Genomic DNA, 26,192 nt, shown 5'->3' on the forward strand with positions numbered 1-26,192 from the left:
TGATATTTATTTGTAAAGCTTAAAAAGATTACTTTTTCCCTTTTAATCTTTCTTTTAATAGTTCTGGTTCATTTGTCGTTATGTAATTGAATTTATGATCAATAATCCAATCCATATCAGAAGCTTCGTTAACAGTCCAGGCATTCAGTATTATATTATTTTCTTTTGCTTCCTTAATCCATTCAGGATGTTTTTTAAAAACAGAAAAATGATAATCAACTCCCGAAATTTGATCTAATTTTACCTCTTTTGGAGATTTATTCCCTTCCAGATATTGTAAAACTGTTTTCTGATCCACTTCTCTAATTTTTTTTAGAATATCATAATCAAAACTTATGTAACAGGTAATTTTATCTGCTTTAAGTTTCTTAATAGTTTCAACAGTTAATAAAGCTGTCTTCTTTCCTCTTTCCTTGCTTATTTCTGAAGGTTTTATTTCACAAACCAAGAGCGTATGTTTATTGTTTTTCTTTCCCTCAGTAATATACTCGTGCAGCGTTGGAAGCTTTTCTCCGTTTGCAAGTTTAAACGTTATTAAATCTGCATAATTTGTTTCTTCGATAAGTAATTTGTTATAATGCGCATCGTGATTGATTACAAGCGAATCATCAGCAGTTCTCCAGACATCAAATTCAGAACCCTGAAGTTTTAAATCGATCGCATGTCTCAAAGAAGCTATAGAATTTTCAGGAAGATTATTTTTTTTCCAGGCTCCACGATGTGCGACAATAGCGTTTTTTTCCACCCCACAAGAATGAAAAATAATTGTAATTATTAATAAAACAAATACTTGAAATACGTTAGAAATTTTCATTGTTTTAAATTTTTATCATTTTTAAAAAAGTTCATTTTATGAAAAAGCCCTTCGTTAACCAGACGAAGGGCTAATTACTAATCTAACAAACCAACTATTTAGTTAACTCAAAACTAACTTTCTTATCTGCAGCTGAGTTTCCTCCAACGAAAACATCAAACTGTCCAGGTTCTGCTACGAATTGTAAGTCAGAATTATAAAATTTTAATTCTTCAACCGTGATATCAAATGTCACAGTTTGTTTCTCCCCTTTTTTAAGGGTTATTTTTTGGAAATTTTTCAATTCTCTAACGGGTCTTGTTACTGAACCTACTATATCTCTAATATATAATTGAACGGTTTCTTTTCCATCATAATTTCCAGTATTTGTCACATCAACCGTTACCTTCAATTTTCCACTTTCACTCATCTTATCTGATGAAATTTTCAGGTTTGAATAGTCAAAATTGGTATAGCTTAATCCGAAACCAAATGGGAACAATGGCTCATTTCTTTCATCTAAATAATTAGATCTGAATTTTTCGAATTTACCTTCGGTATTTGCCAATGGTCTTCCTGTATTTTTGTGTGCATAATAAATTGGCACCTGTCCAACACTTCTTGGAAAAGTCGTTGTCAATTTCCCAGATGGGTTTACATCACCAAACAAAACATCAGCAATTGCATAACCAGCTTCAGTACCGGCAAACCAAGCATTTAAAATAGCAGGAACAGTTTCGTTTTCTTCTTTTAGCACTAACGGACGACCGTCAAATAAAACTAAAACAACTGGTTTTCCTGTTTTTAATAAAGCGTTCAATAAATCTTTTTGAGCTTGTGGAATTTCCAGATTTGTACGACTGCTGGATTCTCCACTCATTTCTGCAGATTCTCCAAGAGCTGCTACAATTACATCAGATTGGTTCGCTACTTTTAGAGCTTCTGCCAATAATTCTTCTTTAGAGCGGCCATCGCGGTGCAAAGTTTTACCAAACATTGTTGCATTAGTTTCGAAAGTTTCATTGTAATCTAAATTGCTTCCTTTTGCATACAATACTTTTGTAGAAGATCCTGCTACTTCTTTAATTCCCGCTAATAATGATATAGCATTTTCCATTTTAGTAGCTACACTCCAGGTTCCCGGCATGTTTTCTTTTGCATCTGCCAATGGTCCGATAAGTGCAATCGTTCCAGACTTTTTAAGAGGCAATACCTGATTTTGATTTTTTAATAAAACCAAAGATTGCGCTGCAATCTGGCGTGCTTCTTTTCTGCTTGCTGATGTAAAAATCTCTGTCTTAGCTCTTTTTTCATCGCAATATTTGTATGGATCGTGGAATAATCCTAAATCGTATTTTGCTTCCAAAATAAGTTTAACAGCATTATCAATTTGCGCGATAGTTACTTTTTTCTCCTCTAAAGATTTTTTCAATGTTGTTAAGAAACCTTCACCAACCATATCCATTTCAACACCGGCATTAAGAGATAGAGCTGAAACAGTTTGTAAATCGCCCATTCCGTGTTCAATCATTTCGTTTATTCCTGTAAAATCAGTTACCACGAAACCTTTAAAACCCCATTGTTTTCTTAAAACATCTGTCATTAGCCATTTGTTTCCTGTCGCAGGAATTCCGTCTACTTCATTAAAAGAAGCCATTACAGTACCTACACCAGCATCAACTGCAGCTTTGTAAGGAGGAAAATAATCATTGAACATTTTGATATGACTCATATCGACAGTATTGTAATCACGACCTGCTTCTGGTGCTCCATACAAAGCAAAGTGTTTAACACACGCCATAATCGAATTATTTTTCGACAGATCATGTTGCTGATATCCGTTTACCATTGCTTTTGCAATTTGACTTCCTAAATAAGGATCTTCACCTGAACCTTCAGAAATTCTTCCCCAACGTGGATCACGAGAGATATCTACCATTGGAGAAAATGTCCAGTTAATCCCATCGGCACTTGCTTCCTGAGCTGCAATTTGCGCACTTCTTTCGATCAAATTCATATCCCATGTACAAGATAATCCTAACGGAATTGGGAATGTTGTTTCGTAACCGTGAATAACATCCATACCAAAAATCAATGGAATTTTTAAACGGCTTTTTTCAACAGCAATTTTTTGCACTTCTTTAATTTTTTGAACAGATTTAATATTGAATAAACCACCTACTTTACCTTCAGCAATTTTTTTAGCCACATCAGAACTGTTTGCTTGTCCTGTCGTAATATCTCCAGAAGTTGGTAAATTAAGCTGACCCAATTTTTCGTCTAATGTCATTTTTGACAAAAGTTCAGCTACAAACTCTGATTTTGGTTTAATTGTTACTGTATTCTTAGTGTTCTTTTTTTGAGCATAACCCAAAACAGCACATCCTAAAAAAAGCAAGACTAATTTGTTTTTCATGTGTATTTAATATTTGCATTTATAATGGAAAATGGAATCACTTTTCTTCATTTTATTTCTAATTTGAAACACAGTAATTTCATTCTATATTCTTTATTCTTTATTTCTTCGAATTCGTTTTTATTTGTTTAAACATCCAGTCATAAATTTCAGGATTGTCATAAACTCTTGACCAGCTGTCGTGGCCTGCATCATCAAAAATGGTCAATTGAACATCTTTAGCATTGCATTTTTTTAATTCTTTGTAAATGGTTATAGCGTAATCAACCTTTACTACATCATCTAATAATCCATGAAAAATTCTCGTTGGAATATTGGCAATTTTACAAGCGCTTTCTAAGTCAATTAAATCTACAAACCCTGAAATTGGGACAATTGCCGCAAACTTATCAGGATAAGAAAGCGCTAAATTCCATGCTGCCCAGCCACCTGAACTTAAACCGGTAATGTATATTCTGTCAGCGTCTATTTTGTTTTCTCTTTGAATTTTAAGAATCAATTCGTTAATAGATTCAATGTCCCAATTCTCGTCTTCTTTACATTGAGGAGCCAAAATATACGCATCCAATTGATGTGTCTTCAAATATTTTAAAGGTCCATGAATTTTTACTTTTTCTATATCTGTTCCTTTTTCTCCATCACCGGAAATAAAAACTATTAAAGGCTTTTTGTCTTTTAAATTGGCCGGTTTGTGCAATGCATATCCTAATTCATGTTTAACAACTGCAACCGTTTTTATTGATCCCACCGTTTCACTTTGGGCGAAGCCCAAAACGGAAAATAGTAATATGAATAGCGTTATTTTATATTTCATTAAATGACTGATTAGTATCCGTATTTTTCAGACTTAAATCCAAGTTTTACTAAACCTTGTTTAACTTCAGGAGCATTCATGAATAATTTCCATAGTAAACCTGAACGATAATTTTCAATCATAACCACTTCAGGCCCCTGATCAATTGCAAGATATCTTTTTGCTGTCCAATTATTTTGCAAACTTACTGCATCATAAAAACCAGCTTCACCCCAAGTTTCTTTTTTATGATTCTCGTATAAATTTCGAATAACAGCCATCGATTCTTTTGGCGTATATACAATTGAACTAATTGCTGCTGTTGGCGAAATAACACCTTTATCATTGCTTGGCATATGTGCATCATAGCCTACTGAACCGTCAGGATTTCTGGAATAGGAAGCTGTTAGTCCCCAATAATCAGCTCCATAACCTTTAAACTTCTTTGGATTTTCGATACAATATTGATAGTCAATTTTTACCTGATTTGAATTTAGATCCCAATAATTCGCATATTTGTCGCTTAATTGATTCGGATCTAAGCCTAAATAAGAATAATGAGTCCAAAATAAAGGTCCGCCGAATTCTTCTGCTCCATTGTGTTTTAAAATTAGAGGGAAATTATATTTGGTTTTAGAAGAAACGATTCCGCCACTTCTAGCCCAACCTTCGTGATATACTTTTGCATCAATTGTATGCGTTGGCGAAGAGGCTGCCATTACATAAGTAATCAAACATTCATTGTACCCTTGCAAAGGAAAATTCATTTGCCAGTCGTAAGTTGGCGACCAATGCCAGTACAATACATTTTTATTGTTAGTAAACCAACTCCACTCTACTCCTTTCCAAAGTTCATCGTATTTTTTAGCTACTGCTTTTTCTTTCTCAGAACCTGTTTTTAAATATTCGCGAACTGTAATCATTCCTGCTACTAAAAACGAAGTTTCAACTAAATCTCCTCCGTTATCTTTCATTCCAAATGGCTTTACTTTTCCTGTATTTCCATCCATCCAATGCGGCCAGGCACCGTGAAAACGATCAGCTTTTGCAAGAAAATCGGCAATTTTATTTAGTCTTTCAACACCTTTCTCTTTGGTCACATAACCACGTGACATACCAGAAACGAGAGCCATTAATCCAAAACCTGAACCTCCTGTTGTAACAATATGGGCATCATTTTCAGGATAATTCCCATCAGGATGAAAACGCTCTCTGGCTAAACCTGAATTTGGTTCAGCATAGTTCCAGAAATAAGCAAAAGTTTGTTTTTCGACTACATCCAAAAGCTTGTCGTCTGTCAATTGCTTGCCAGAAGTCTTTTCGACAGCAACCTCCTTTGATTTACTTTCTTGCTTACCACAGCCAAAAAGGGTGATAACACTAAATAGAATTGATAATCTAATCATTGCAAAATTTTAAAAAATTCATATTTAAAAAATCACTCCCTTCAAAAAGAAGAGAGTGATTTTTGAAGTTTTACTTAGTAACCACCAGGGTTTTGTTGTGAAAGTCCTCCTGCTTCTCTAAGGAATGAAGTTGGAATAGGCCATAATTCATGTTTTCCAACAACAAAAGTTTTACCATCTGCTGCCATAGCTGCTGCTGCTTGTCCTGTTCTAACAAGATCAAACCATCTGTCATGCTCAAAAGCCAATTCTAATCTTCTTTCTTTCCAGATTGCTTTTCTAATGTCAGCCTGAGAAACAAAAGGAGTATCGCCTAAACCTGCTCTTTTACGAATCATATTTACTAATGGAATAGCTGCAGACGTTTGTCCTAGTTCGTTCAAAGCTTCCGCTTTCATTAGTAATACTTCTGCATATCTTAAGTATCTAAGATTTGTATCTGTAAATTCCTGATTATAAAAAGATGATGAATACGCTTTATAATTGTATCTTGGGTTCGCTACAGTAGAAGGTATTACTCTTCCATCATATAAAACTGAACCACGGAAAATAATGGTTGCAGCTCTTCTTACATCACCTGCTTCATAAGCATTTGCTAAACCTTCTGTTGGTGTATTGAAACCCCAACCCCATCCTCCAGCACCACGTGGCGCTTGAGAAACAGAGTAATTCCCAATTCCAAATCCAGGCGTAGAAGTAGAACCTACTCCATTAATTTCGAAAATTGATTCCGGACCAAATTCTCCTTCTTTTTTAAATTGTGCGGCATAATCAGAAACCAAAGAGTAACCCGTTACATTATCACAATTGTCAATTACTTTTTGCCAGTTTTTTTGATATAAATTTACTTTTGCTAATAAAGCATACGCTGATCCTTTGGAAACTCTAACCACATCTGCACCAGTATAGGCTGATTTTAAAGGCAAAGCTTCGATAGCGTCATTTAAGTCTTGTTCTATAAAAGCATAAACTTCTGCTACTGATTTACGTGTCAATTGCATTTTTCTATCTTCTTCAGATATTGGCACTGTAGCTAAATGATCTATAATTGGTACTCCACCATATCCTTTTACTAAAGTAAAATACATAAAAGCTCTCATAAACTTTGTTTCACCAACTAATCTCGCTTTTAAACCAGGTGTTGCCTGATCTAATTTAGGAAACATTGCCAATGCCTGATTACATCTGTTTATCCCAGCATAATTAGCCTCCCAAGTGGATTGGAATGATGGTGTTGAAGCATTATAAGTTAAAGCATCAATAATATCTTTATCTCCCCCAGCATCTCCGGGATCAGATCCTTTATCAGCGTCATCAGTAATAATACTTGAAACCGCATTCCATCCAAAAGAGGACATTTCCCATCCTAAAAATTGATTGTAAATTGCAGTTACAAAACCTGAAGCTCCAGCATCACTGTTCACCAAAGCAGGATCTGCAGGAATAGCTTCTGTCGGTTCAACATCCAAAAAATCATCTGAACATCCGGATAATAACAATCCAGAAAGTACAAACATTGATATATATAATCTTTTCATAATATTAAAATTTTAAATTTGCGCCTATAACAAATGATCTCAATGATGGGTAAGCATCTAATTCAACCCCCTGAGTACCTTCAACTAACTTACCATCAGACACAACATCTGGTGAAAATCCAGAGAATTTTTGTGTAATAAATGGGTTAATTGCATTTACATAAATTCGGCAAAAACTAATAAATTGATCATCTTTAAGAGGAAGTTTGTATCCTAAAGTAATGTTATTGATTCTAAAAAAATCTGCTGACTCCAGGTAATAAGTTGAAGCAAAAGGAGTTAAATTAGAAGGTGCAGGATTTGAAGCTGTAGTATTAGTTGGTGTCCAGAAATCACGAGCTGTTGAAGCTTCGATGTTTTCACCTCCAAAACGTTGTGCTTTTTTTCCATTATATACTTTTGCCCCTCCCGTTCCGTAACCGTCAACAGAAAAATCGATGTTTTTGTAGTTTAATCCTAAACTAACTCCGTAGTTAGAAGTTGGTAAAAGTGAACCTACATATTTTTTGTCTTTAAGTTCATCTAAACCTGACTGAGCAACTTTAGAACCATCTGCTTTGTAGTATAACATTTGCCCGTTTGTTGGGTCAACTCCTGCGTACTCATACATAAAAAAGCTACCTAAAGGTTGTCCTACTGAAGTATTATCAAGAATTTTGGTATTTTGACCATTTCCTAAACTTCCTCCAATAATTGGATTCAACTGAACATTTTTAAGGCTTGTAAGTTCATTTTTATTATGAGAAAAATTTCCTCCTACCCAATAGCTTAAATTATCATTTATTTTATCATCCCAACGCAATGCAATTTCATAACCTTTGTTAGATACTTCTCCAACATGTGCAGGTGTAGCTACCGTAATTCCAGAAGTTGAATATGGCTTAACATTCAAAATTGTATTTGTTGTATTTTTGTCATATAAATCAAAAGATCCTTTTAATCTGCTGTTCAATACTTCAAAATCAAAACCTCCTGAAAGTTCCTCAACAATCTCCCATGATAAGTTAGGATCTACCTGAGAATTTATTGTAGTACCTGAACCTAGGCCTGAATAATCTAATCCAGAAGTTAGTAACTGCGTATTAAGTGGTACATTTTGATTTCCTAATCTACCCCAGGATCCTCTAATTTTTAATAAATTAATTGGCTCTACATTGCTTAAGAAGCTTTCTTTAGATACAACCCAACCTAAACCAACAGAAGGAAATGTTCCCCAACGTTTGTCTTCAGCAAATTGTGACGATCCGTCACGTCTTACAGTACCTGTAAGCAAATATCTGTCTAACAATTTATATTGAAAACGTGCAAAATAAGATGCAAGCCTTCTTTGGTTCAAAGCTTCATCTTTTAAACCTGTAACATTAGCTGCAACATTAACATCTTTTAAAGACCAGTAATTGGAGTTTGCATTTACATTTTTTCTGTCAATAGTTAGCTTTTCTCTCGTTCCTTGTACATTCGCTTCAATACCTGCTGTAACTTCAACATCATGGATATCAGCAAAAACTTTATTATAAGTCAGGTAGTTCGACAAATTCCAATTAAAATATTGGTCTCTGCCTCTTGTCAAAGTGTTTGTATTCAAATCTGATGGATACCCTGATACTACACGAGTTGGATCTGCAGATAACCAAAGTGCTTGATTATCCACATAATTATACTGTTTGTAAGTAAAAAATTCTCCATTAAATTGTGAAGTAAATTTTAAAGATTTGATAATATCGTAATCTAATTTTAATCCACCTTGCAACATAACCGTTTGTTGCTGTTCATTTGTATAATCCAATTGAGCTACAGGATTTCCAACATTGTTAAATGATTCTCCTGTTTCTGCTACAACTCCATTTGACACAAATGGCACTCCATATTTTCCGTCAGCGTAGCGTACAGGAACTAATGGCGATTGTCTGTAAGCATTCGTAAATGCGCTCAAAGGCATTGGTGTATTCTTAATAGTACTTACACTTAAATTTTGAGTTATTTTAACTTTTTCTGAAAGTTTAAACTCATTATTGTTTCTGATCGTAGTACGTCCATAATCAGATCCGTTCAAAATTCCTTTTTCTTCGTAATTTCCAACACTAAAAAAGTATTTTACATTTTCTGAAGATCCTGAGATTGCAATATTATTTTGGGTATAAGTTCCCGTTCTTGTAATCGCATCTAACCAATCTGTATTGTAAGGCTGATTTGCAGAAAATCTTCCTTGTGGGAAATCGTTGCTGTAAGCAGCATTGCTATAGCGAACATATTCGTCACTATTAGCCATTTTTACTTTTTTCAAAGGACTTCTAATACCTGCAAAACTTTCAACATCTACAGTAAGTTTCCCTTTCCCTGCTTTTGTTGTAATCATTATTACACCATTCGCACCTCTGGTTCCATAAATAGCTAATGAGGAGGCATCTTTTAAAATCTCATAAGATGTGATATCATTAGTATTAATATTATTGATATTTTCAGTAGGCATACCGTCTACAACATATAGAGGATTTCTTCCTCCTAATGCAGTACCAGCTCCCCTGATCACAACTGAAGGTGTGCTTCCAGGTGCATCTGATGTAGATACCTGAACCCCAGCAGCTTTACCTTGAATAGCCTGAGAAGCATTTAACACTTTCATTTTTGTGATTTCTTCAGACTTAATTGAGCTTACAGCTGAAGTATTATCAATTTTCTTTCTGGTACCATATCCAATAACTACTACTTCTTTCAAAGCAGTATCTTCTGCCTCTTTTAATGTTATGGTCATTGGAGCTAAAGTTGCTGGTACAGAAACCGCATCAAACCCAAGCATTGAAACTTTTAAAAGTTCACCAGCTTTTGCATTAATTGTAAAATTTCCGTCGAAATCGGCATCAACAGAGGTTCGGGATTGTGGAGCACTAATAACTGCCCCCGGAACTCCCATTCCACTGCCATCCACTACCTTTCCTTTAATTGCTTGCCCAGACATATAAGCCGGCAGCAATAAGAGCGCTAAAAAGCTAAAAATAAAATTTTTCATACAGTTTGTAATCGTTTAAGTTAGTAGAGCCAAATTAAACAATTACAACGTTGTAGTACATCAAATACCACTACTACACAGCTACATCATTATGTTAAAAAACAATTGTATACTATTGAAAATTAACACTATAAATGTTAAATAAATTTCCTTAACACAACGTTATGATGTAGTAATGATGTGTTGGAATTATATAAAAAATGAGGTTTAAAAATGTAAAATCTTTAAAAATCAACTACAAATCTTACACACTTAATAAAAACTTGGACAGGTTTTCTTCCTGCGAGAGACTTAATTTCTTTCTTAAGCGATATCTGTGCAATTCTACACCCCTGAAAGAGATATTCATCATGGGCGCAATTTCTTTAGAAGAAAGGTTCATTTTCAAATAAACACACAGTTTTATATCCTTTGGTGTAAGGTTTGGATATTTTTTTGAGAGGTTAATAATAAATTCGTTATGGATCTGATTCAAATTGGTTTCAAAAATCTCCCATTCATGTTTATTCACTTCATTAATCTTAATTGCCTTTTTAATTTCACTTTTGAGTTTGTTAAAGTCTTTTTCAGAATCCAGAATATTCTGGATGTTTTCAATCATTTCACTTTGTTTCGCAATCGATAATGATTTTCCGGCAACTTCAGAAGATTTAGTCTGCAATTCAAGTTCCAAAATATGTTTCTGGTATTCCTGCATATTTAGTTCATTCTCTGCTTTTAATTCCATTTCAAGAATTTCCCTCTGATGTTTCAATTCTTCTGCCTGCAATCTTAATTTTTGCATATAACGAAGTTTGTTCCATTTGTAATAGAAAAACAATACTGCTCCAATTATTAATAAGTACAACAAAATCATCCAAAATGAAAAATACCAGGGCTTTGCAACACTAAAATCAAAATTGGCAACTGTGTCATAATTTGCACCATCGTGTTTGTATACTTTTACAGTATGGCTTCCACTGCTTAAATTATTTAAAACAATTAATCCGTTTAAAACTGGAATAAATTCCTTGTCATTATCCAATTTATAAAACAAATTTGGTTTACTCGCTCCGTAAATTCCAGAAATGACATTGATCTGCAATTCTGTATTGTATTTGATTTTTGAATCATTTGGTACTAAATCTCCCTCATTAAAAGATTCAATCTTAACGGACGGATTTTGCTTATTCTCATATTTCAACTGTAAGGATATAAAGCCATCGTCAAGATTTAGCAAATAGTGGTTGGCATGTTTAAAAATCCTTAAGTTATCGTTGATTAATTTTCCTTTATAATACTTTGCCTGAATAATATTCCACAGAAATTTATTTCCGGTAGCTTTAATATGGTATAAAATTCCATCCTGAAGTACCATAAAATGGTCTTCATCGATATTTATTATATCAGAAACATTTTTAAAATTCTGATTGAATAATTCATTCTCCTCGAGTTTGTTGCTTATTGAATTATAAGTGTACCACGAATTATTGATCAGAAATAAAATTTCATTTCTGAACTCAAATATCTTAACCCCAAAATCGTTTTTAATTTTGCTTTGTTGTGTGATATTTTCAACCTTTTTAGTTTTAAAATTATCATCATATACAACTCGATACAACCCTCTATAATTATCTGCTGCCCAAATTTCATTTTTTTTGTTCTGAGCTACATATTTTATAGGCTTAGAAAGATCTTTTATTACTTTCTTTTGGGTTAAATCTGAAGGATTATCGTAAACAACAACACCACTATAAGTTGATTGAAAATAATTATTATTAATGCTGCTTTTGGACAAATTCCATCCGCCACTAATATTATTTATTTTCAACAAAGAACCATTATCATATGAAAATGTGCCATCGTTGTGACCAATAATATATTTATTATTAATTTCTGTAATATTCCACGCCTGTCCCTGAGTATTGGGCATCATTTTAAACTTGCCCGAATCAAATTCAAAAACACCATGATTTGTTGCTATTAAATAACCTTTGTTTGTTGTTGCTACTGAATAGACAGAACCTAGAACACCTGAATTATCATAAAAGATCGAAATAGGCGAATTGATTTCAACATGCGCAATTCCATTATCTAAACCTAACCATAAATCATTTTCTTTGTCAAAACCAACACTCAGAATGGAGTTATTCATTAAAACATTTTTTCTGTCAATATTTTTATAGGTATCAGATTTAAAATCATAAATAAAAACACCCCGGTTTCCGGTACCTACAATAAGTTTATTGTTTTTAGTGAACTTGCCTACATTAATTGTAGAACTTTTTAAAATTTCATTTAATGGATTATTCCAAGGCTTTAAACCCTCTTTTTCTACGGTAAAAATTCCTTTTTTCTGTGTAAAAATATAAGTCTTGTTTTGATATTTTTCAATGGCATGAACAACACAGTTTTTTAGAACATTCCAGCCTTTTGGATTTGCAATTCTTGGACCATTCATTTTAAAAGTACCTTTCGCTACAGAAGCAACATAAAGGTTTTGATCGACTACAAAACAATAGGAGATTAAAAATGGGAATTTAATTTTTTGAATGTGCTTTCCATTATAAATAAAAACATCATTGAAAGACTGAAAGTATAAAGAACCATTAAATCTGAATATTTTCCAGATCTCTTCATTATCTTTTTCATCAAACAAACGTAGATTTTTGGTAATTGAAACATATTGCATTTTGCCGTCTTTTCGATACCAATACCCAAACTCCTTATAAGAACCCGAATAAATTCGGTCTCCTTCAATCAAAATCGAACGAATAATAGTTTTATTAGGTAAGGTATATTTCTCCCATTTTACGCCATCATATCGCAGTAAATAATGGTTATTAGCAAAATACATGGCATTATCTTTTCCCTGAACAACATTCCATATTTGGTTGTCACCCTGATAATTTGATTTATTATAATTTTCAACGAAAGGAAGTAATTCTTGTGCTTGAATTTGAGAAGCGATGAAAAAGAAGAAAAGTGATTTTAAAAGTATCGATTTCAAAATATTCGGATTTATATTCAAAGATACTGACAAATATTCAATAAGTAAAAAAAGCTCCTCAAATGAGGAGCTTGCTATCTGTAAGTGTTTCTAATAATAGAAATGCATTTATTACAATAACTACTATTTAAAAAAATAAAAATTTGAATTCGAAGTATCAAACCAACACTTATGTAACTATTAAAAGAATCAACAGAGAAAAAATCGATACGCCAATTCTAAGTTTCAAATTACTCTTTTTTTCCTTTTAAGGATTCAATATATATTTTTGTAAGCGAAATTTTAGTTAGGGGCATCTTTAGTTTATATTTTTAAAAAACTGTTAGACTCTAAAAATCTAGTTCTGAATCAATTGGTAAACCTGATTGGCAATTTCATATTCTTCATCTGTTGGCACAACCAAAACTTTAGTTTTTGAGTTTGCTTTATTGATTTCTCTAATCGCTTTCGAGCGAATTTGGTTCTTTTCTTCATCTATTTCAATTCCGAAATACTCCATGTCCGTACAAACTAATTTGCGCATATACGAAGAGTTTTCACCAATTCCTGCTGTAAAAACAATGGCATCCAGGCCATTTAATACTGCAGCATAGGCGCCTATAAACTTTTTAATGCGATAAGCATTCATTTGCAAAGCCAACTGACATTCCTTATTTCCTTTTTCAGCTTCAGCTTCAATATCACGTAAGTCACTGTAGCCAGTAAGTCCGAGCATACCACTTTGTTTTAATAAAACTGCATTTACTTCGTCAGCCGTGTAACCAAGATTTTTAATCATATAAAAAACCACCGACTGATCAATATCTCCGGAACGTGTCCCCATAATTAAACCATTTGATGGAGAAAACCCCATTGTGGTGTCGATGCATTTGCCGTTTTTAACCGCGGCCATACTACAGCCATTTCCTAAATGAATAGTAATGATTTTAGAATTATGCTCTAAAAAATCAATTGCTTTTTCAGAAACATATTTGTGGCTCGTTCCGTGAAAACCATACACACGCACTTTATTTTCTGTCAAAAGATAATTAGGAATCGCATATTTATACGCTACTTCAGGCATTGTTTGATGAAAAGCAGTATCAAAAACAGCAATTTGCACAGCCGAGCTAAAGATTTCTTCTGCAACATTAATTCCTTCTAAATTAGCGGGATTATGTAAAGGAGCCAGTTCAAAAAGCTGCTTGATTTTTGCTTTTACCTTTTCGTCAATTTTCACTGTGTCACTAAAGTCACTTCCTCCATGAACGACACGATGACCAACCGCTGCAATTTCTGAAGTCGATTTTATAACTCCTTTTTCAGCATCCAAAAGCATATTAGCTACTTTCTGCAAACCCACTTTATGATTTGGAATAGGTAACATTTCCTCACGAGAACCGATTGCCGTTTTAAACGTAATATTTGAAGTTTCCAATCCAATTCTATCGATCATACCAGAACAAATTACTTCATTTGTTGGCATGACCATTAATTGATATTTTATTGATGAACTTCCTGAGTTTATGATTAGTATTTTCATTTTTTTTTAAAGTTGCTAAGGTACTAAGACACTAAGTTTCTGAGTTTTTTTCAAATGCTCAAAGCATTTCAATATTTAATTTATTTTAGATAGGGTTAGTTTTTTTTGACAGTAGTTTACTCTCCAAATTATCATTAATAATTCATAACTAATAATTAATTAAAGTCCTTGTGCCTGAATTGCAGTAATTACCACTGTATTAATAATATCATCAACAGTACAACCACGGCTTAAATCGTTTACCGGCTTGTTTAAACCTTGCAACATTGGTCCAATGGCCAATGCTCCCGTCTCTCTTTGAACGGCTTTATATGTATTATTTCCGGTATTTAAATCGGGGAAAATTAGTACACTTGCCTGCCCTGCGACTTCAGAATCTGGCATTTTACTTTTTCCTACGGCGCGGTCTACTGCGGCGTCGTACTGAATTGGCCCTTCAATTTTTAAATCAGGACGCTTTTGTTTCACTATTTCTGTTGCCGTTCTTACTTTCTCTACTTCATCACCTTTTCCTGAAGTACCCGAAGAATAGGAAAGCATCGCAATTTTAGGTTCAATTCCGAAAGCCGAACTTGAATCTGCTGATGAAATCGCAATTTCTGCCAATTGTTCTGCTGTTGGGTTTGGATTAATGGCACAATCTCCAAAAACAGAAACCCTGTCTTCTAAACACATAAAAAACACAGAGGAAACTACAGATGAATTAGGTTTTGTTTTTATGAATTGCAATGCTGGTAAAATAGTGTGCTGCGTGGTATGTGCAGCTCCTGAAACCATTCCGTCAGCGTGGCCCTTATAAACCATCATCGTTCCAAAATAAGAAACATCCTCCATTAAATCCCTTGCCATTGTAATACTTACATTCTTGGCTTTTCGAAGTTCATAATAGGTATTGGCATAATCTTCATAAAATTCCGATTCAATTGGATTGATAATTTTTATTTTGGAAAAATCAAAAGTAATTCCGAGTTCAGCAACTTTACTTTCTATTTGTTTTTTATCGCCAATAATTGAAATATCAACCACGTCCATATCTAATAATCTCGACGCAGCGGTAATAATCCTATCGTCATTTCCTTCAGGCAAAACAATATGTTTACGGTGTTGTTTGGCTCTTTTGACCATATTGTACTGAAACATTTTTGGTGTCATTCCTTCAGGAACAAAAGTAATTACTCTTTCAGATAAAGCTTCAATTGCTACATATTTTTCAAAAGTGGTAATTGAAGTTTCGATTTTATGCGTGTTATTAGCATAGATTTCAGATTTTATCGAACCTATTTTATTGGTTATATTATAAGTACCTCCGTCGACAGCAATAATTGGAACAATTGCCGAAAGCCCTTCAATAAGTTTTAAGATACTTTCTTCCGGAATAATATTTCCAGTTAAGATGATTCCTGAAATGGTTGGATAATTAACTGATTCATTAGCCTGCAGAGCACCAAGAATAATATCAGAACGATCACCAGGCGTAATTACCAGGGCATTATCATGCAAGTGAACCAGATAGTTGTGCAATTGCATTGCTCCTACACTAAAGTGTCCGATTTCATTGTTTAAATAGTTTTCTCCAAACATTACTTTTGCACCAAGCTCATTAACAATTTCCTGCATTGTAGGATTATTTAAACTTGAAATCAATGGAATAGTATTTACTAAAACATTGGCTGGCAAACTTTTCTGCAAACTTTTGGTAACTAATTCAATATTTTCAGGCTGGACTTTATTGGCAAAAACCGATAACACTTCAACCTCTTTTACTTTAAATGAATCGTAAACCAAATAAAGACTATCAACTAATTCTTCTAGAGTCTTCCCTACTCCTGAACCAATAATCATAGTTGGAATTCCAAGATTTTTGGCAATTAAAACATTTAGGTCCAATTCAATTGAAGTTCCTTCTCCTGTAAAGCTGGTTCCTTCAACCAAAACAAAATCAAAACGTTCTTCTAATTTTTTATACTTCTCAATAATTAAATCAAGAACCTCTCCTATTTTCCCTTTATTTTTTCTCTTAATTAATTTACTTTTAGTAATGGCGTAAGCCTCTTCAAACTTAATATCAAGGTTAAAATAAGACAGCACTGTTTCGATATGATTATCCTGCTCTCCATCGATAAAATCTTCTATAATAGGTCTGAAATACCCGACCTTAGCCGTTTTACCAATTAAAATACTCATCAAACCTAATGTAATAATAGATTTTCCGCTATTATGATCGCTGGTGGCTATATATACTGCTTTGCTCATAATTTAAATTTAGAAATAATAATTAATAAACGTTAAAACCAACGTCTTTTTTTGAAATAGATAATCAGGGCTATAACCAATAAAAACATGGCTCCCATAACGATAAAATAGCCGTTTCTCTCTTTAAGTTCCGGCATATACTCAAAATTCATTCCATATACCCCAACAATAAAAGTAAGCGGAATAAATATGGCCGAAATAATGGTCAACGTTTTCATTATTTCATTCATTTTTCGGCTTTGTTCCGAAAAATAAAAATTAGAAGCACTTTCCAACGAACTCATATCCGAGTCAATCTGCTCTAAAAGTTCCAGACTTTTTTGGTGCAATCTAACAAAAAAACTAAAGGTTTCTTTTTGAATTCCATTATAGGTATCATCGTCTTTTATAGTTTTTAAATAGTATAAAGAATCTCTAAGCGGAATGATTGACCGCTTTAAAAAATTAAAATTATCCCGATGATTTTCAATTTTTTCCAAGATTACGGGATCAGCACCTCTTTTGGTTAAATTGATTAGTTCTTCAATTTTATCTTCCTCATCTTCAATTGTAATATAGAAATTTTCCATTACAGCATCCAATAATAAATAAAGTAAATAATCCACTTTTTTGGTTCTCACAATACCTGCATGCGTGCGAAGACGTTCCCGAATGTGTGTAAAAAAATCACTTCGCTTTTCCTGAAATGAAATCAGAATTCCGTCTTTCAAAATAAAACTAATTTGCTCAACACTTATATTATCTGAATATTCAGAAGGCAATAATGATTTAATATTAAAAAATAAGATATTTTGTTGTTCTTCTAATTTTGTTCTTTTGGTCGTATTTAAAATATCTGCCAAAAGAAAATCATCTAATTTAAAATGAGCTCCTATTGTTTTCAATAATCCAATATCGTTCAGTCCATGAACATTAAGCCAGTTGTTTTTAGAATAATCAATACAGCTATTCAGTGATTCAACTGTAAACTTCTCATATTCAATTACATCATTATCATCATAAACAAAAAGCTGCATTTCAGTTTTATGTTCTTTTTGCGTGCCGGTATACTCTAAAGTTATATGTTGTAGCTTGCGCCCTTTCTTGTATTTTATCTTTCTCATTCAAAATGATTTATATAGTAATATTACGAAAAAGATTTTGAACGGGAAATGACAAATGTCATTTTGTAGTAGAGACGCGATTAGCCGCGTCTAATCATATTCAATAAAAATCATAAAAAAAACCGAGTCATTTCTGACCCGGTTTTTAATTTATTAATGTAGAGGCGCGATTAATCGCGCCTCTACGAGAAATAATTATTTTACTTCTTCGAATTCAACGTCTTCAACATTGTCACCTTGCGATTGCTCTTGTTGTGGAGCTGCTTGTTGACCTTGATCACCTTGAGCATACATAGCTTCAGTTGCAGTTTTCCATGCAGCGTTCACATTGTCTAATCCTTTTTGGATAGCCTCAAGATCTTGAGATTGGTGAGCAAATCTTAATTCAGTCAAAGCAAACTCGATAGCTGTTTTGTGATCGTCAGCAATTTTATCTCCTAACTCTTTCAATTGAGTTTCAGTTTGGAAGATAGTACTGTCTGCTTCATTTATTTTTTCAGCTCTTTCTCTTGCAATTTTGTCAGATTCAGCGTTAGCTTCAGCATCTTGTTTCATTCTTTCGATTTCCTCAGAAGTTAATCCAGAAGAAGCTTCGATACGAATATCGTGAGATTTACCAGTTCCTTTATCAGTAGCAGTTACTTTGATGATACCATTAGCATCAATATCAAAAGCAACTTCGATTTGAGGAACTCCTCTTGGTGCTGGTGGAATACCATCTAAGTGGAAACGACCGATAGTTTTATTATCTACAGCCATAGCTCTTGCACCTTGAAGAACGTGTAATTCAACAGATGGTTGAGAATCAGAAGCAGTAGAGAAAACTTGAGATTTTTTAGTTGGGATAGTTGTATTAGCCTCAATTAAGATAGTCATAACACCACCCATAGTTTCGATACCTAAAGATAAAGGCGTAACGTCAAGTAACAATACATCTTTTACATCTCCAGAAAGAACTCCACCTTGAATAGCTGCTCCAATTGCAACAACTTCATCAGGGTTAACTCCTTTAGACGCTTTTTTACCAAAGAATTTTTCAACTTCTTCAACAATTCTTGGGATACGAGTAGAACCTCCAACCAAGATAACTTCGTCAATATCAGAAACAGATAAACCTGCATTTTTCAACGCTTTAGCAACTGGTGCCATAGAGCGTTTTACTAATGAATCAGTTAATTTTTCAAATTGAGCTCTAGTTAATTTTTTAACTAAGTGTTTTGGTCCTGAAGCTGTAGCAGTTACGTATGGTAAGTTGATTTCAGTTTCTGCAGAAGATGACAATTCAATTTTTGCTTTCTCAGCAGCTTCTTTGATACGTTGCAATGACATTGGGTCAAGACGCAAATCGATACCTTCTTCAGCTTTAAATTCGTCAGCTAACCAGTCAATAATAGTATGGTCAAAATCATCTCCTCCTAAGTGAGTGTCTCCATCTGTAGACAATACTTCGAAAACTCCGTCTCCTAATTCAAGAACAGAGATATCAAAAGTACCTCCACCTAAATCGTAAACAGCAATTTTTTGATCAGTTCCTTTTTTATCTAATCCGTAAGCAAGTGCAGCAGCAGTTGGCTCGTTGATGATACGCATAACTTTAAGACCAGCAATTTCACCAGCTTCTTTAGTAGCCTGACGTTGTGCATCGTTAAAGTAAGCAGGAACAGTAATAACTGCTTCAGTAACTGTTTGACCTAAATAGTCTTCAGCAGTTTTTTTCATTTTTTGAAGAGTCATTGCTGACAATTCCTGTGCAGTATATAAACGACCATCAATATCCACACGTGGAGTATTGTTGTCACCTTTTACTACTGAATAAGGTACTCTTTTTGCTTCCTCAGTGATTTCAGCAAAAGAATGTCCCATAAAACGTTTGATAGAAGCAATAGTCTTTGTTGGATTAGTTACTGCTTGTCTTTTTGCAGGATCACCTACTTTAATTTCGCCACCTTCAACAAAAGCGATGATAGATGGAGTTGTTCTTTTTCCTTCTGCGTTAGGAATAACAACTGCTTCGTTACCTTCCATTACAGAAACACAAGAGTTCGTCGTACCTAAGTCAATTCCGATTATTTTACCCATTTTTTATATATTTAATTTTGATATACATTTTATAACTCAGGTGGCATAAGTCAATCTTTGTGCCAATATAAAAAACCAAAGTAAATTGTCAGTTTTCATGTCGGCACATTAAAAATTATCTGACAACATGACATTTTAAAAACCTGACAGACGTGGCATATCAGTACTTTACGTGTCATTATCAAGAGCTTTTGTTGTTATTTTTAGTAGCTGTTTCCCGCTTTCGGCTATATCTTTTTTAAGGCGAAGAAAAATCGCCTCAAAAAAGGATACCGCCTCTATCGGGGCTAGGGCACTCTCTTTCAAAAGAACATTTTATTGCCATTAAAACCAAAATCTTTTTAATTAAATTAGCTATTCCTAAATTCACTAAATCTATTTAATGGAAAATTACACCATCATCATTTTTATACTGGCCATTGTCATTGGTCTTTCTGCATTTGCTGACAAATCAAAAATTCCCTATCCTATTCTTTTGGTAATAGTTGGAGTTGCCATTGGTTTCATACCAACAATGGCAGAAATCGAAATCAATCCGGAGATTATCTTCCTGATATTTCTTCCTCCTCTATTGTATGATGCTTCGTTTAATATTTCGCCTAAACATTTCAAAACAAATCTTAGTACGATAAGTACTTTAGCTATACCACTTGTTTTTCTAACAACCTTTTGGATTGCCGTAGTTTCTCATTATTTAATTCCCGGTATGACCTGGCCGTTATCTTTTGTACTGGGAGCCATACTTTCTGCTACTGATGCAGTTGCTGCAGTAAACGTTACAAAAGGCCTCGGAATACCAGAAAAGACCATTACCATACTCGAAGGCGAAAGTCTAATTAACGATGCTTCGGCACTAGTTGCTTATCGTTTTGCAGTGGCCACCGCAATGGGTTCTGCCTTTATCATCTGGAAAGCAACATTTCAGTTTGTACTTTTATTAGCAGGCGGGTTTTTAGTTGGTTTTGTAATGGCCAAAATTCTGGCGTTCATTCTTACCAAAGTCCGTAAAAACATAAATGTCACCGTTAGCTTCATGCTTTTAATGCCTTTTGTCACTTATCTCGTTGCAGAACACTTGCATGTTTCGGGCGTAATTGCAGTTGTTTGCTTGGGTTTATCGATATCGCGTTTTAGTAAAAAGATCTTTCCGGAGAGTTTAAAAAACAATTCCAAAAATCTTTGGGACGTTATTATCTTTATTCTAAACGGATTAATTTTTATCCTAATTGGACTCAATTTTCGATATATCCTAAAAGACATTGATAATGATATGATCCTGCTCTACATTGGTTATGCTGCCATTATAACCGTCGTAGCCTTATTAACCAGAATGATAAGAATCTTTTTTCAGAAAATAAATCTGCAAAAAGCTTTTCAGAAAAATGATCGAAAAAAACGAAAAGTCAGCGAACATGCCTTACTAGATTCTAAAAATAGTATCGTTATTGCATGGTCCGGAATGCGCGGGATTGTTTCTCTCGCCATTGCCTTAGGTTTACCAAAACATCTTCCTGACGGAACGCCTTTCCCTGAACGAAATGCAATATTATTTATTTCCGTAGCGGTTGTACTATTAACCATTGTGGGACAAGGACTTTCACTTCCGTGGATTGTCAAAAAATTAGATATTAAAGAGGAAGAAAAATAATTTTAAAAAAAAATAAAATAATTTGTCCAATTCTGAAAGTTCGATTGTTATTCCATTATAACAACATTTATAATATAAAATTTAAACAAAATGGAAAATCGAATTAACATTCACGAAAAAGGACAAAACGCATTAAAAACACTTTACCCAATTGGCGGATATTTGAAAAAATCTCCTGTTGAATTAGCTCTTTTAGAATTAGTATTTTTTAGGGTTTCTCAAATTAATCAATGTGCTTATTGCCTTGACATGCATTACAAAGATGCGCGTGATAAAGGCGAAACAGAACAAAGATTATACGGATTAAGTGCCTGGAGAGAAGCAGGATATTACACTAACCGCGAAAGAGCTGCGTTTGCCTGGGCAGAAGCTTTAACTAAATGTGAGGTAACGGATTCAGTTTACAACGAAGCAGCAAAAGAATTCACACAACAAGAATTAATTGATTTAACTTTAGCTATCACAAACATTAATACCTGGAACCGTATTAATCTTGCTTTTCCTAATGAACCCGGAACTTACAAAGTGGGGCAATTTGGTTAATTAAACGCAAAAAGAAACTGATTTATAACATCAAAAAAATAACATCATGAACGAATTTGTATTAATATTTCGCAGAGATTTTAGCACTAAGGAAACGCAACCCTCACCACAGGAATTGCAAGATTCATTAAAATTGTGGCAAGACTGGCTGGGCGGAATTGCAGCGCAGGACAAATTGGCGAAACCTCTACAACGTTGGGATGGTACAGGAAAAATTGTAACCACAAATAAAAACGTCATTAATGGACCTTACGTTGAAATTAAAGAATCAATTGGCGGATTAATTATGATAAAAGCTGCCGATTATGACGAAGCTGTTGCTATTGCAAATGGTTGCCCAATATTAGATTTAGGCGGTAATGTCGAAATACGTATGGCGGTTACAGGAACCTATTAATCTTTAATTTTATTCCTGATTGTACTTAAAATTATGGAAGAAAGTCAGCTTTTACCTAATTTATTCAGAACAGAGTACCGAAAAATAGTTTCGGTACTCTGTTATTTGTTTGGAATCGAAAATATTGAAATTGCCGAAGATATTACAAGTGATACTTTTCTCGCAGCAACCGAAACATGGAGTATAAAAGGAATTCCTGAAAATCCCACAGCCTGGCTTTATACTGTGGCTAAAAACAAAACCAAAAATTACTTAAAACGAAATGCTCTTTTTGAACAAAAACTTGCTGTCGAAATAAAACATACAGCAAGTAAATCAGAAGAAATTGAAATTGATTTATCAAATAAAAATATTAATGACAGTCAATTAGCAATGATATTTACGGTTTGTAATCCGGTAAATTCTGCCGAAGCACAAATTGCACTGGCTTTAAATTTATTATGCGGATTTGGAATTCAGGAAATAGCAGATGGTTTTTTAACCAATAAAGAAGTTATTTACAAGAGAATCAATCGGGCAAAAGAAAAGCTTAAAGAAGCCAATATTAGAATTGAACAACCTACCATTTCTGAAATCAACAATCGCTTAGAAACTGTTTTAACAACTTTATATTTATTATTTTCTGAAGGTTATTATTCTACTTCGCAAAATACCATTCTCCGAAAAGATCTTTGCGCAGAAGCCATGCGATTGACTTTTTTATTAATCGAAAATCCTACAACCAATCTTCCGGCAGCAAACGCATTACTTTCCTTAATGTGCTTTCATAGTTCAAGATTTGATGCCAGAACAAATGAAAATGGCGAAACAATCTTGTATCAGGATCAGGATGAATCATTGTGGAATCAGGAATTAATAGAGAAAGGCCAATTTTATTTGGTTCAGGCATCAACTGGAAACAAACTTTCAAAATACCATCTTGAAGCCAGCATCGCTTATTGGCATACTCAGAAGGAAAATACTGCCGAAAAATGGCAAAATATACTGCAGCTTTATAATCACCTTCTCATTCTGGAATATTCACCAATTGCGGCTTTGAACAGAACTTTTGCCTTAGCTAAGACAAATGGCAAAAAAGAAGCAATTATAGAAGCCGAAAAATTAGACCTTACCCAAAACCCGTTTTATTACTCCTTATTAGGGAATCTTTACACTGATATTGACAATAAGAAAGCCATAGAAAATTTCGAAAAAGCGCTGCAAATTAGCAGTTCTCCAGCAGATAAGGCAACCATAATCAAAAACATTAATTTGATTAAATAAGAGTATTTTTCAAAAGTAATTTTTATATGCATGCATAATATTACTGCTTTTCCAACCACTTTTTACTTTTTTATTCGTAATTTCGATTTTCTAAAAATGATTTCTTTTTTAAAGAATAAATTCTTTGAAAAACAATCGTAATAAAAATTAAAATACAATAAAAAATGGCTTCATTTATTAAAGAAATTTCTTTTCGCTGGTCTGATCTTGACCCTAATTTCCACGTTCGTCATAGTGCTTATTACGATTTTGGCGCACAACATCGTATTGAAATTCTTGAAGAATTGGGTTTAACCCTACGAGTTATGCAAACACAGGGTTTTGGTCCGGTTTTATTTAGAGAAGAATGTGTTTTTAGAAAAGAACTAAAACTTTCAGACAAAATATTCATTCATACCAAAACATCAAAAATGAAAGCTGACGCTTCTCGTTGGTCAATCATTCACGAATTTAGAAGAGAAGATGACACTCTTTGCGCTACCATTACAGTTGATGGTGCGTGGATGGATACAAAACTTCGTAAATTAGCTTCTCCAACGCCAGAAATCGCTATTGAAGCTTTGAGTATTTTCCCAAAAAGTGATGATTTCGTCGGTTTATAAAAATAAACTTCCTTTTTCATAACTTTATCAAATCCAAAAAACAGTATTTAAAATCTGTTTTTTGGATTTTTTCTTAAATCAAAAATTATGATTGATTACTTAAAAGACTTTAGAATAGGGATTTTTATAGCTATTATCGCTATTACAACAATTATTCTTGGTGCAATAACCGATAAAGTACTTCGCTATTTTCTGTATCGCAAACAGGCTAATAAAGACTATGATGCAACTGGATTTAAGTTTTTAAAACATTTAATTATAACGGTAATTTACATTCTTGGCTTTGCTTTTGCCTTAATACAAATTCCGGAGTTTAAAATTATTGGTCATTCTGTTTTAGCAGGTGCCGGAATGATTTCTTTAGTTGCTGGTTTGGCTTCTCAACAAGCTTTAAGTAATATCGTCAGCGGTATTTTTTTGGTCATTTTTAAACCTTTTAGAATCAACGATAAAATCACGATCAATAATTTTGTCGGCACAGTTGAAGATATAAATCTTAGACAAGTTGTTTTGAAAGATGCCGAAAACAACCGAATCATTATTCCGAATGCAGTCATTAGTAATCAAATTATTGTAAACACCAACATGCATGACACAAAATGCTGTAAAATAATCGAAATCGGAATTGGTTATGATTCTGATGTCGAAAAAGCATTAGAAATCATGAAAGATGAAATTGCCAAACATCCTCTTTTTATTGATACAAGAACTGCTGAAACTAAAAAGCAAAAAACGCCTTTGGTTGTGGCGCGTGTTGTGGCATTGGCTGATTCAAGTGTAACCTTAAAAGCGTGGGCTTGGGCTAAAAACTCTACAGATGGTTTTGTAATGTATTGTGATTTGCTACAAAGCATCAAAAAACGTTTTGATGAAGCAAACATTGATATTCCGTATCCACAGAGGGTTGTCACATTAAAGAAAGATAAAACAAGCCCTGAAGAATCCCCAAAATAGGCAAAAATATCCCCAACAAGCCATTTAATATGTCAAATCCGTGGCCTGACACTTTACTGAAACTTCAAACCAAAATTCACTTTATCAAAAGTTGTACTGCAGGAAATTGCAAATCGGCCCAGGTTAACGGTTCCAAAGATGCCTTCTACTCCATGCCCGGAATAAAATCCACCGGCTGAAAAACGACGAACCTGATATTTTAAAGCAATATCATTTACCCTACTACTCAATTGCCCGAAAACAATAACGTTGGGAATAACTTCATAACTTCCAAAAACCTTTGGAACTAATTTTTTATAGTAATCAAAGCTTTCATCGGTTTCATAATCAACACTTGTTGAGTGCAGGTTTTCAAGATTTCCACCAATATAAGTGTTTTCAGAAAAATGCCATGAAACACTAAAACCGGTAAAGGTTCCGTCATAACCGCTTCTCGATTCTAAATAACCCAGACCAATTGTGGCCCTGAATTTGCCACAAATTTTTCCAATATAACCAATATAGGTTCGGTCAATTTCCGACTTGTCAATTCCGGCACCAAAAATAATATCTTCGTCACACATATCAAAAGCGTACTGAAAATAAGTGGAATATTGATCTTTATTGGCCGCGACAACGCTCCGTCCTTTATCAAGATCGATATTGGCTGATATTAAGGTAGAGTTTATAACTGCGAAATCAAATGTATTGATTTCCTGGGCAAATGTGGGGACTGTGAGCAAGAGTAAAAGTATTGTTTTTTTCATAATACTAAGTTTAGCTGACAACATTCTTACTCTAATTTAAAGACTATTTTCCTGTTAATAAAAGAAGTCCTTTTAAGTACCACATTACTCGTTAAAATGCAATATTTTTAGAATCAAGCATTTAAAACCAATTAAAATTC

18 protein-coding genes are annotated in these 26,192 nt (G+C 33.7%); 6 read left to right on the forward strand and 12 right to left on the reverse strand.

All coding sequences use genetic code 11. From position 1 onward, the window contains the following. Nucleotides 1-28 precede the first annotated feature (28 nt). The 11 genes from B0A65_RS22015 to dnaK form a co-directional block, all read right to left on the reverse strand. Nucleotides 29-814 carry a glycerophosphodiester phosphodiesterase family protein gene (locus B0A65_RS22015; RefSeq protein ID WP_074657415.1) on the reverse strand — a complete coding sequence of 262 codons (786 nt, stop codon included), beginning with the start codon at nucleotides 812-814 and terminating at the stop codon, nucleotides 29-31. A 94-nt stretch (nucleotides 815-908) separates the two neighbouring features. Next, entirely contained in the window at nucleotides 909-3,209 is a 2,301-nt protein-coding gene (bglX, locus tag B0A65_RS22020; RefSeq protein WP_074657413.1) for a beta-glucosidase BglX, read from the reverse strand. Between the two features lie 100 nt (nucleotides 3,210-3,309). Then, nucleotides 3,310-4,023: a carboxylesterase family protein gene (locus B0A65_RS22025; protein WP_074657410.1), complete on the reverse strand. Its 714-nt coding sequence runs from the start codon at nucleotides 4,021-4,023 to the stop codon at nucleotides 3,310-3,312. A gap of 11 nt (nucleotides 4,024-4,034) precedes the next feature. After that, on the reverse strand, nucleotides 4,035-5,408 hold the full coding sequence (locus tag B0A65_RS22030; protein WP_074657408.1) for a glucoamylase family protein: 1,374 nt from the start codon (nucleotides 5,406-5,408) through the stop codon (nucleotides 4,035-4,037). Between the two features lie 74 nt (nucleotides 5,409-5,482). After that, a complete protein-coding gene (locus B0A65_RS22035) occupies nucleotides 5,483-6,946 on the reverse strand; it encodes a RagB/SusD family nutrient uptake outer membrane protein (RefSeq protein ID WP_074657405.1) in 1,464 nt (487 codons plus the stop codon). A 4-nt stretch (nucleotides 6,947-6,950) separates the two neighbouring features. Then, nucleotides 6,951-9,953: a SusC/RagA family TonB-linked outer membrane protein gene (locus tag B0A65_RS22040; RefSeq protein ID WP_074657402.1), complete on the reverse strand. Its 3,003-nt coding sequence runs from the start codon at nucleotides 9,951-9,953 to the stop codon at nucleotides 6,951-6,953. Nucleotides 9,954-10,197: 244 nt separating this feature from the next. After that, the gene (locus tag B0A65_RS22045; RefSeq protein WP_074658304.1) at nucleotides 10,198-12,942 is read right to left on the reverse strand and encodes a helix-turn-helix and ligand-binding sensor domain-containing protein; all 2,745 of its coding nucleotides are present in this window, start codon (nucleotides 12,940-12,942) and stop codon (nucleotides 10,198-10,200) included. A gap of 337 nt (nucleotides 12,943-13,279) precedes the next feature. After that, nucleotides 13,280-14,464, reverse strand: a complete 1,185-nt coding sequence (locus B0A65_RS22050) for an acetate/propionate family kinase (protein ID WP_074657400.1) — start codon at nucleotides 14,462-14,464, stop codon at nucleotides 13,280-13,282. 159 nt (nucleotides 14,465-14,623) lie between these two features. Then, nucleotides 14,624-16,717, reverse strand: a complete 2,094-nt coding sequence (pta, locus tag B0A65_RS22055) for a phosphate acetyltransferase (protein ID WP_074657398.1) — start codon at nucleotides 16,715-16,717, stop codon at nucleotides 14,624-14,626. Nucleotides 16,718-16,749: 32 nt separating this feature from the next. Then, nucleotides 16,750-17,820 (reverse strand): magnesium/cobalt transporter CorA, encoded by a 1,071-nt coding sequence (gene corA, locus B0A65_RS22060; RefSeq protein WP_074657396.1) that lies wholly within the window; start codon nucleotides 17,818-17,820, stop codon nucleotides 16,750-16,752. Between the two features lie 195 nt (nucleotides 17,821-18,015). Continuing rightward, complete coding sequence (dnaK, locus tag B0A65_RS22065) at nucleotides 18,016-19,899, reverse strand: molecular chaperone DnaK (protein ID WP_026982239.1); 1,884 nt, start codon at nucleotides 19,897-19,899, stop codon at nucleotides 18,016-18,018. Nucleotides 19,900-20,281: 382 nt separating this feature from the next. Between dnaK and B0A65_RS22070 the strand changes: the two genes are divergently transcribed. The 6 genes from B0A65_RS22070 (at nucleotide 20,282) to B0A65_RS22095 (ending at nucleotide 25,306) form a co-directional block, all read left to right on the forward strand. Further along, on the forward strand, nucleotides 20,282-21,547 hold the full coding sequence (locus B0A65_RS22070) for a Na+/H+ antiporter (RefSeq protein ID WP_074657394.1): 1,266 nt from the start codon (nucleotides 20,282-20,284) through the stop codon (nucleotides 21,545-21,547). A gap of 90 nt (nucleotides 21,548-21,637) precedes the next feature. Further along, the gene (locus B0A65_RS22075; RefSeq protein WP_074657391.1) at nucleotides 21,638-22,090 is read left to right on the forward strand and encodes a carboxymuconolactone decarboxylase family protein; all 453 of its coding nucleotides are present in this window, start codon (nucleotides 21,638-21,640) and stop codon (nucleotides 22,088-22,090) included. Nucleotides 22,091-22,136: 46 nt separating this feature from the next. Further along, nucleotides 22,137-22,487: a YciI family protein gene (locus B0A65_RS22080; protein WP_074657388.1), complete on the forward strand. Its 351-nt coding sequence runs from the start codon at nucleotides 22,137-22,139 to the stop codon at nucleotides 22,485-22,487. Between the two features lie 33 nt (nucleotides 22,488-22,520). Continuing rightward, entirely contained in the window at nucleotides 22,521-23,750 is a 1,230-nt protein-coding gene (locus B0A65_RS22085) for an RNA polymerase sigma factor (RefSeq protein WP_074657385.1), read from the forward strand. A 164-nt stretch (nucleotides 23,751-23,914) separates the two neighbouring features. Further along, the gene (locus B0A65_RS22090) at nucleotides 23,915-24,352 is read left to right on the forward strand and encodes an acyl-CoA thioesterase (RefSeq protein ID WP_026982233.1); all 438 of its coding nucleotides are present in this window, start codon (nucleotides 23,915-23,917) and stop codon (nucleotides 24,350-24,352) included. Nucleotides 24,353-24,439: 87 nt separating this feature from the next. Next, a complete protein-coding gene (locus tag B0A65_RS22095; RefSeq protein ID WP_074657383.1) occupies nucleotides 24,440-25,306 on the forward strand; it encodes a mechanosensitive ion channel family protein in 867 nt (288 codons plus the stop codon). Nucleotides 25,307-25,359: 53 nt separating this feature from the next. Here the strand turns inward: B0A65_RS22095 and B0A65_RS22100 are convergent, their stop codons facing one another. Continuing rightward, a complete protein-coding gene (locus B0A65_RS22100; RefSeq protein WP_074657380.1) occupies nucleotides 25,360-26,052 on the reverse strand; it encodes a hypothetical protein in 693 nt (230 codons plus the stop codon). Nucleotides 26,053-26,192 lie beyond the last annotated feature (140 nt).

The sequence above is a fragment of the Flavobacterium frigidimaris genome (genome assembly GCF_002217275.1).
GTDB lineage: Bacteria > Bacteroidota > Bacteroidia > Flavobacteriales > Flavobacteriaceae > Flavobacterium > Flavobacterium aquidurense.